Here is an 8,636-nt window from a genome sequence, read left to right on the forward strand (position 1 = left end):
ATAAAAATTTAGCTATTATTAGAGTATAAATTTTTGCAAATATATTTTTTAAAAAGGATTTCAATTGAAATTACTTGTTGTTGATGATAGTTCTACGATGCGTCGTATTATTAAAAATACTTTAGCGCGTTTAGGTTATAAAGACATTTTAGAGGGAGCAGACGGTCTTGAAGGCTGGGCTCAAATGGATTCTAATCCAGATATCGAGATGTTAATTACAGACTGGAATATGCCAGAAATGAATGGACTAGAATTAGTTAAAAAAGTTCGTGCAGATGCACGTTTTAAAGATACACCAATTATCATGGTAACAACAGAAGGTGGTAAATCAGAAGTTATCACTGCACTTAAAGCAGGTGTAAATAACTATATAGTTAAACCATTTACTCCTCAAGTATTAAAAGAAAAACTTGGTGCTGTTATGGGTGTTTCCGAATAATGAAGGAACACTACTACGAGTTAGTAGTTAAAGTTTCATCTCGCAAGGAGTTGTTTGCTGACTTTTTAACTGATACCATACCAATAGGCTTCGAAGAGTCTGATTCTGGGTTTACAGTTAGAAGCGAAGATGAACTTGATACTATTATGTGGGGACTGGAGCAGTTTCGTGAAGCTCTTCAAAAAGCTTTAGTTGAAACGATAGAACTTGAGTGTACTCAACAAAAACTTCAAAACAGTGATTGGGTTGAACTTTATCAAAAAAGTATAACCCCTCTTGCCATAGATAAATTTTATATTCATCCAACTTGGGATGAAGAAAACCCAGACTTAATTAACATAGCAATTGATCCAGCTTTGGCTTTTGGAACTGGTCACCATCCAACAACAGCCTCTTCATTAGGAGCAATCTCAAAATATGTAAAAGAGGGAAACTCTCTAATTGATGTTGGCTGTGGAAGCGGTATACTTGGTATTGCGGCAATAAAGTTAAAAGCATTTGTAGAGGCTTGTGATACTGATCCAGTGTCAGTTGAAAATAGTATTAAAAATGCTAAATTGAATAATATAGAATTTACAAAAATATGGGAAGGCTCATGTTCGTTAAGCTCATCAAAATATGATGTAGTAGTAGCAAATATTGTAGCTGATGTACTTACTTTTATAGCAAAAGATTTAAAAAGTGCTTTAAAAGATGGTGGTACGTTAATACTATCTGGTATTTTAGATAAGTATGAGAGTAAAGTTTTGGGTTTTTACAAAGATTGTGAAATCATTGAAAGAATAGCTATAGATGAGTGGGTAACGCTTGTCTTAACAAAAAATAAAAGAGATAAATAATGTCAAATCAAGATAAGAATAATGATAATAAAAATAATAATTTTTTTAATAAAAATCCATTAATAACTTTTGCAATATTTTCAGTAGTAATAATAGTACTATTTAAAGCATTAGTTGGTGAAGGTACAGGAATGGACAGTGCTGGCACGTCCAATAGAAAAACAAAACAGGTTAGCTATTCAGAACTAAAAACTTTAGTAGAGAGTAAAGCTGTTTCAAAAGTAAGCATAGGACAAACATACATCAAAGCTATTGGTTCTGATGGTTCAATTTATACTACTAGAATAGTTAAAGGTGACAATCGACTTGTAGAACTTTTAGATAAACAAGGTATAGAGTATGCTGGTTTTAGTGAAACAAATTGGTTTACAGAAATGTTTGGATGGTTATTCCCATTTTTAATAATTATCGCAATTTGGATGTTCTTCGCAGGTAGAATGCAAAAAAGTATGGGTGGCGGAATACTTGGTATGGGTAACTCTAAAAAAATGGTTAACTCAGAAAAACCAGATACTAAGTTTGATGATGTTGCTGGTGTAGAAGAGGCTAAAGAAGAAGTTCAAGAAATTGTAGACTTTTTAAAATATCCTGCTCGTTATGTAGAAATTGGAGCGAAAATCCCAAAAGGTGTTCTTTTAGTTGGATCACCGGGTACTGGTAAAACACTTTTAGCAAAAGCAGTTGCTGGTGAAGCAGATGTTCCATTTTTCTCAGTAAGTGGTTCTAGTTTTATAGAAATGTTTGTGGGTGTTGGTGCAGCTCGTGTGCGTGATTTATTTGAACAAGCTAAAAAAGATGCTCCAAGTATTATTTTTATTGATGAGATAGATGCTATTGGTAAGAGTCGTGCTGCTGGTGGAATGATGGGTGGAAATGACGAAAGAGAACAAACTCTTAATCAGCTACTAGCTGAGATGGATGGTTTTGGAACAGATACTCCAGTTATAATATTAGCTGCGACAAACAGACCTGAAGTCCTTGATCAAGCTCTTCTTCGTCCTGGTCGTTTTGACAGACAAGTTCTTGTTGATAAACCAGACTATCAAGGTCGTATAAAAATTCTAAAAGTGCATATGAGAAATGTTAAAATGGATGATGATGTACATATAGAAGAAATAGCTCGCCTTACAGCGGGTCTTGCCGGAGCTGATTTAGCAAATGTAATAAATGAAGCTGCTCTATTAGCTGGTAGAAAGAGTCAAAAAACTGTTACTCAAAAAGATCTTTTTGAATCTGTTGAGAGAGCAATAGCCGGACTTGCTAAAAAATCTCGTAGAATTAATCCTAAAGAGAAAAAAATTGTTGCTTACCACGAGAGTGGACATGCTCTTTTAGCTGAAACAACTGAAGGTGCTAAAAAAGTATCTAAAGTTTCTATTGTCCCTCGTGGCCTTGCTGCATTAGGTTATACACTTAACAAACCAGAAGAAGATAAATTTATGATGCAACGTCATGAAATGTGGGCTGAAGTAGATGTTCTTCTTGGTGGTCGTGCTGCTGAGCAAGTATTTATTAAAGAAATCTCTACAGGTGCTGGTAATGACTTAGAAAGAGCAACAGACATCATTAAATCTATGGTTCAAACATATGGTATGAGTGATGTAGCTGGTCTTATGGTTTTAGAAAAAAGTAGACAATCTTTTATCGGTACGGGACAACAAGCTACAAGAGAGTACAGCGATAAGATGGCTGAGAACATGGATGAGTTTATTAAGACATCTTTAACTGAGCATTATGAATCTGTAGTAGCTCGTCTTGAAGAATATAAGGGTGCTATTGAAGAGATGGTTGCCTTACTTTACAAGAAAGAAAATATTACTGGTGAAGAAGTAAGAGAAATTATTATAAATTTTGAAAAAGAAAATAATATAGAATCAAAAGTTTCAGGTGATCTTGATGATATCGCTCAAGAGCTAAAAGAAGATGCTAAAATGGCTCAAAAAGATAGCAAAAAAGAAGATGATGGAAAAGAAGATGAAGAATAATCTTTTACCAATTGCAAGAGAAGGGTTTAATCGCATAGGCTTTACTATTTTAGCATTTATTATTTGTGCTATTTTAGATTTTGAACTTTTAGAGTTTTTCTCTTTTTTAACGCTTGTATTCTTTATATTTGCATATAGAAATCCTGAACGTAGCACACCAAACTTTGAGCAGATGAGTGTAGTAAGTCCAGTAGATGGTGTTTTACTATCAATTGAAGAATTAAAAAATGAAGAATATGCTTATAAATTAGAAGTAAATAGTAGTTATCTAAATGTGCCTCTTATTCGTGTTCCACTGAGTAGCACAATAGAAAATATAAATGTAAAACATGGGACAAGACTTTCTCGAAAATCACCATTATATAAAGAAATAAATGAAAGAGTTGAACTTATTTTTCAAGATGAGAATGAAAATAAAGTTAAAATTTCTCATATATTAAAACAAAGTATTGATGATATAAAAATCAATGTTAGAACAAAACAAAAATTAGTTCAAGGTAGTAGATACGGACTTATGCTAAATGGTATAACAACTATATATTTACCTCAGAATTTTAGAGTTAATGTTAGTGTGGGACAAGAGTTAAAAGCGTCTCAATCATTAGTAGGGTATTTTTCATAAATATGAGAAAAACGCCTACTAATTTAATTTTTATCCTCCCAAACCTTTTTACTGCAGCATCTATTTTCTCAGGTATTTTTAGCATAATTAGTGCTGTTAATGGAGACTTTGAAAAAGCTGCTTGGCTTATTATGCTTTCACTTATCTTTGATGGACTAGATGGTAGAGTGGCTAGACTAACTAATACATGTTCTAAGTTTGGTGTAGAGTTTGATTCATTAGCTGATATGGTTGCTTTTGGTGTTGCTCCTGCTCTTTTGATGTACCTTTTTGTAGGTTATGAATTTGGTCGCTTTGGTATTGTGGCATCTGCATTGTTTGTAATTTTTGGTGCAATTAGATTAGCACGCTTTAATGTTATGACAGTTAGTAGTGAACCATCAGTATTTATTGGTGTTCCTATTCCTACAGCCGCAGTTTTTGTATCTTTACTTGTTTTACTGTTTCAAAAATATGGATTTCATGATGACTATGGTTTGATTATCATGTTCTTATCTATTCTAGTATCTCTTCTTATGGTAAGTAATATTAGATATCCAAGTTTTAAGAAAATAGATTTTTCTCCTAAACATGCAATGAAGTTTTTTCTTTTTATATTGTCAGCTTTATTTGTTGTATTTATGTATCCAATAGAAGGCTTTGCTCTTATCTTTGTAATTTATATTATGTATGGATTAGTTAGAGCTGCAATGTTAATGCCTAAGAGTTTAGGCAAAAAATAATATTACAATTTTGCAGCTTGCTCTTTTTCAAAGAGCAACTTATCTAGATCAATATCAAAGTTAAAGTAGTCAGAACTAAAACCATTATCTCCCATTCTTCCAAACTGAATAGAAGCCCCTTCATTGTTTTTTACTTCAAGATATAGTAAACCTAAAGCGTAACGATTTTCTAATAAACTACTGTCTTTCATTTTTGATAGTTCTAACAAAGCGATTGCATTTGCATGATGATTTGCAGCAGTAGATGCAACAGCACCTAAGAACAGAGTATAAGCGTCTCTTACCTTTAAATCATCAATAAGATAATTAAATAGTGTGTAGGACTCTTCAAAAGCTTTGTCATATAAAGATGCAAGTGCTAAGGCACTAGTTATTTCATGCGTATTACTATTAGTTGTCTCAAGTACTTCTCGAAGTTGTTTTCTAAGAAAAAATAACTTACCAGTAATAAGATTTTGTTGAGTGTATAAATATCTTGTAATATATGCTCCATAGTATAAATCATTGAAGTTAAACTGCTGTAGTTTAAGGTAGTTGAGAACTTTATTCGCATACTCTTTAGGCTTTAACTCTGAAAAGTATGAATCTATATACATCATATGAGGAAGTATTTCACTTGGAAGAAGAACAGTAAGTTTGTGAGAAGATTTCTTTGCAACATTAATATTATTTAATCCTAATGCTATTATTGTATCTAGAGCTAAATAAAGAGGTTTCTGTTTATAGTCTTTTTCCAACCATTCTGCTGCGTATATGATGTTGTCATCGATTATAGAAAGAATAGTTTTATAAAGATCTGTCTCTTCACTAGAGTCTTCTAATGATATAGAATCTTTAAGAATCTCAGTTAGCTTAACAGAATTTTTATTGATTATGTGACTTGTCATAACGGCAAAAACACCTGATAGATAATTCTTTGCATCTAAATGGTATGAAAGAAGAAAATGTTTATTAGCCATTGTCATATTGCCAATTTGAGCATAAGTTAAAGCAAGGTTATACTGAAGTATTGAATGTTTGGGTTGAATCTTTACGAGCTTTTGCAAGTCTGTATTAGCTTCTCTTAACTTGAATGATAATGCCTTTTTAATCGCTTTTACAATTCCTTGATTAACGCTAGATGCAGAGGCACTTCTTTTGAGATATCTTTGAGCAGATGAAAGATTGTCGATATAAATATTTGCATTACCTTTTTGAATTGAACTGATAGTTTGATCAGCATTAAAAATTTTGTATGGTGAGAAATAAAATATTTTATGAAAGTTAAGTATTTTAGATCGCTTAATACTATCTCTATATCTTAGTTGTGCTTTTAAGGGATCAAATAGAGACTCTTTTAACTTTACTGATATCGGGTATGGTTTATATACTTCTTGGGGAAACATATCTGTTACATTCTTTATCTGCTTACCAGCAGTTTGAATGCGTCCTGATTTAAGGTGTATAAGTGCTTGAGCTAAAGCAGATTTTACTGGTTCAATATTTTTTACTAAGGCTTCAGATAAATGTTTTTGAGCAAGGGTTAAGTCTCCAACTCTAGCATATAACATTGCGATACTAAAAGAATCTTCAACTTTAAAGTTTTCTTCCATTGCCTCTATAGCTTTATAATTATTTGAGTAAAGTGCATTAATCTTTGCTTTGAGATGTTTTTGAGTAGTTGGATATTCATCGCTAGTTGGATTTTCTAAAGCACTTAATGCTTCAAGATAGTTTTTATTGTAGTAATTAATCAATGTATAATAATAAGAATATTGAGGTGAATTTTTTTCTTTAGCAAGATAAGCATATGCTAAATCTATGTAGTAATTAAAACTCTTTTCATCTTTTAGATGCAAGGCACAAACAGCTGCATTAATTGCACTTACACATCTTTTTTCGTCATTTATAATAGCTTTTTTAAATGTTTTAAGAGCTAAATCATATGTCTCATCTTTTAACTGAGCTACTCCAAGGTTATATACAGATATCGCTTCACTATAAATTGCAATTTTTTCATATAAAAATAGAGCTTCATCTTTTGAACCTGTAGAATATAAATAATTTGCTTTAGCAATCATATTTTCAAGTTTACTTGCTTCTACATGTTTTGTATCATTTTGCTCTAGTTTAGTCTCTATAAAGTTAAGAGAACTAGTTTGCTCAGTATCTGAAGATTTAAAAATGAAAAGTAGTGCTATTATTATAATTAGAACTAGAACAATAGCTATAATACCAAAAAGTAGTATTTTTTTCTTTTTAGAAGAGCCATCATCTAAAATAAAGTCTGGAGCATGAGTCTTATCCGATCCAGCTGCATCACTCTCTTCAATAATAATTATATCTTCTATTTCTTCAGCCATTACCTACCTTGTTTTAGCTTTTTATAAGCAATAAAAGTACCATAAATCACTTTAAAGTCTTAAAAACAATTACAATATTTGAAATAAAAGTTGCTATAAGTGTAAATTATATATTATAGTTGTCTTACATAAAGAAGATAAGGACAGAAGATGAAGAAAGCTCACTTATTATTAGTAGGAATATATTTTAGTGTATCTCCTTTATTCGCTTATAATGCAGACAGTGGAGAGAAGTTATATCTAGAGGCTAAGTGTCAAAAATGTCATACTTCTGACAGCTTTACATCAGCAGATAGTAAAGTCAAAAATCTTGCAAAGTTAAAATGGCGTGTTAAAAAATGTAATTTTGCTATGGATGCTGAATGGTTTGATGATGAAGTTGATGATGTTGTTCATTATCTAAATAAAAAGTTCTATAAATTTGAGCCTAGTAGATTTAATTAATATTAATTAAGTAAAGCAAACAATAGCTAACAGCTTTTTTAGATATGAGACAAGATACTTTACTTAAAGGCTATTTATAGGGATTTATAGGTCTAAACAAAACGTAATATAAGTAACAAGTTGTATAATCTATTTTTTCGGATGGAGTGCATAAAATGTTTTTTACAAAATTCTTTAAAGACGAACAAAATATTTTAAAAATAATAAGATATCAGCCTATGGTTTTAATGTTGGTGATTGTTCTTATAATGATTCAAGTTTCTATTCAACAAGTCAATGAAGATTTTTCCAATGAAATTAATAAAGTAAGACAAGATTATTTAGATCAAAATAAAAAAAGAGTAAAAGAAGAAGTTAAAAGAGTTCTTTATGAAGTTGAAATAGAAAAAAATAAATCAGAATCTTACCTAAAAGAAAAAATAAAACTACAAGTAGACAATGCTTATCAAATCATTCAAAGCATATATAATAAAAATAAAAATACTAAATCAAAACAAGAAATTATAAAAGATATTAAAAATGCTTTACAAAATATAAGATTTAATAATGGTAGAGGATACATCTTTATATATGATTTGGATGCTACAAGTATATTTCACCCAACTAAACCTCAAAGAGAAGGTAAAAATTACTTTTATGACAAGGATATCACAGGAGTATATAGAAATCAAATAGCAATTAATATTGTCAAGGAAAAAGGTGAAGGTTTTTTTCACTGGTTCTTTCATAAGCCAAATGATGCAACAACAGAGTATAAAAAAATTGGTTTTGTTAAAGGCTTTAAAGAATACAACTGGTTTATAGGAACTGGTGAATATGTTCTTGATTATGAAAATGAAATGAAAAGAAGAATATTAGATGGAATTAATAATATAAAATTTGGAGACAATGGGTATATTTTTGTCTTAGATAAACAAGGTGAGGTATTATCTCATCCATTAAAAACATTACGTAATAAAAATACATACGATAAGAAAAATTCTAGAGGCGAGTATTTTATACAAGATATTATAAGCTTTTCAAATGAAAAAAAAGAAGGTTTTTTAACTCACTATAGTTCAATCGTTCCAAATATACTCAATAATAAAGATAGTTATAAAATATCTTATATAGAATATTATGATTCTTGGGAATGGATTGTAGGCAGTGGTTTTTATCAAGATATCTTAGAAGTTAATATTGCTGAAAAAAAAGAACTATTAGAATCTATTAAAAAATCATCTATTAAAAAGATTATAGAAGT

General features: G+C 30.6%; 8 protein-coding genes. 7 read left to right on the plus strand and 1 reads right to left on the minus strand.

The window, feature by feature from the left end:
• Nucleotides 1-64: 64 nt before the first annotated feature.
• Genes QZZ48_RS02880 through pssA form a run of 5 tightly spaced genes read left to right on the plus strand, consistent with a single transcriptional unit; the run spans nt 65 to nt 4,607 of the window.
• Entirely contained in the window at nt 65-439 is a 375-nt protein-coding gene (locus QZZ48_RS02880) for a chemotaxis response regulator CheY (protein ID WP_294961777.1), read from the plus strand.
• The gene (locus QZZ48_RS02885; RefSeq protein WP_294961780.1) at nt 439-1,278 is read left to right on the plus strand and encodes a 50S ribosomal protein L11 methyltransferase; all 840 of its coding nucleotides are present in this window, start codon (nt 439-441) and stop codon (nt 1,276-1,278) included. Before QZZ48_RS02880 ends, QZZ48_RS02885 begins: the two co-directional genes overlap by 1 nt.
• Nucleotides 1,278-3,263 (plus strand): ATP-dependent zinc metalloprotease FtsH, encoded by a 1,986-nt coding sequence (ftsH, locus tag QZZ48_RS02890; RefSeq protein WP_294961783.1) that lies wholly within the window; start codon nt 1,278-1,280, stop codon nt 3,261-3,263. The genes QZZ48_RS02885 and ftsH overlap by 1 nt, the downstream gene beginning before the upstream one ends.
• Nucleotides 3,253-3,885 carry a phosphatidylserine decarboxylase gene (locus QZZ48_RS02895; RefSeq protein ID WP_294961784.1) on the plus strand — a complete coding sequence of 211 codons (633 nt, stop codon included), beginning with the start codon at nt 3,253-3,255 and terminating at the stop codon, nt 3,883-3,885. Before ftsH ends, QZZ48_RS02895 begins: the two co-directional genes overlap by 11 nt.
• 2 nt (nt 3,886-3,887) lie before the next feature.
• Nucleotides 3,888-4,607, plus strand: coding sequence for a CDP-diacylglycerol--serine O-phosphatidyltransferase (pssA, locus tag QZZ48_RS02900; RefSeq protein WP_294961787.1), 720 nt, complete (start codon nt 3,888-3,890; stop codon nt 4,605-4,607).
• A 2-nt stretch (nt 4,608-4,609) separates the two neighbouring features.
• Here the strand turns inward: pssA and QZZ48_RS02905 are convergent, their stop codons facing one another.
• Entirely contained in the window at nt 4,610-6,949 is a 2,340-nt protein-coding gene (locus tag QZZ48_RS02905; RefSeq protein WP_294961789.1) for a hypothetical protein, read from the minus strand.
• Nucleotides 6,950-7,099: 150 nt separating this feature from the next.
• Here QZZ48_RS02905 and QZZ48_RS02910 point away from each other — a divergent pair, with 150 nt between their 5' ends.
• The gene (locus QZZ48_RS02910) at nt 7,100-7,393 is read left to right on the plus strand and encodes a cytochrome c (RefSeq protein ID WP_294961791.1); all 294 of its coding nucleotides are present in this window, start codon (nt 7,100-7,102) and stop codon (nt 7,391-7,393) included.
• Nucleotides 7,394-7,548: 155 nt separating this feature from the next.
• Nucleotides 7,549-8,636 (plus strand): cache domain-containing protein (locus tag QZZ48_RS02915; RefSeq protein ID WP_294961793.1); only part of this gene is annotated, 1,088 nt, incomplete at its 3' end.

The sequence above is a fragment of the Sulfurimonas sp. genome, assembly GCF_016744025.1.
Taxonomy (GTDB): Bacteria; Campylobacterota; Campylobacteria; order Campylobacterales; family Sulfurimonadaceae; genus Sulfurimonas.

Bases quoted from the DNA above. Each gene is read 5' to 3' on its own strand.
- QZZ48_RS02885 (WP_294961780.1), top strand. From the start codon at position 439: ATGAAGGAACACTACTACGAGTTAGTAGTTAAAGTTTCATCTCGCAAG.
- ftsH (WP_294961783.1), top strand. From the start codon at position 1,278: ATGTCAAATCAAGATAAGAATAATGATAATAAAAATAATAATTTTTTT.
- QZZ48_RS02895 (WP_294961784.1), top strand. From the start codon at position 3,253: ATGAAGAATAATCTTTTACCAATTGCAAGAGAAGGGTTTAATCGCATA.
- pssA (WP_294961787.1), top strand. From the start codon at position 3,888: ATGAGAAAAACGCCTACTAATTTAATTTTTATCCTCCCAAACCTTTTT.
- QZZ48_RS02905 (WP_294961789.1), bottom strand. From the start codon at position 6,949: ATGGCTGAAGAAATAGAAGATATAATTATTATTGAAGAGAGTGATGCA.
- QZZ48_RS02910 (WP_294961791.1), top strand. From the start codon at position 7,100: ATGAAGAAAGCTCACTTATTATTAGTAGGAATATATTTTAGTGTATCT.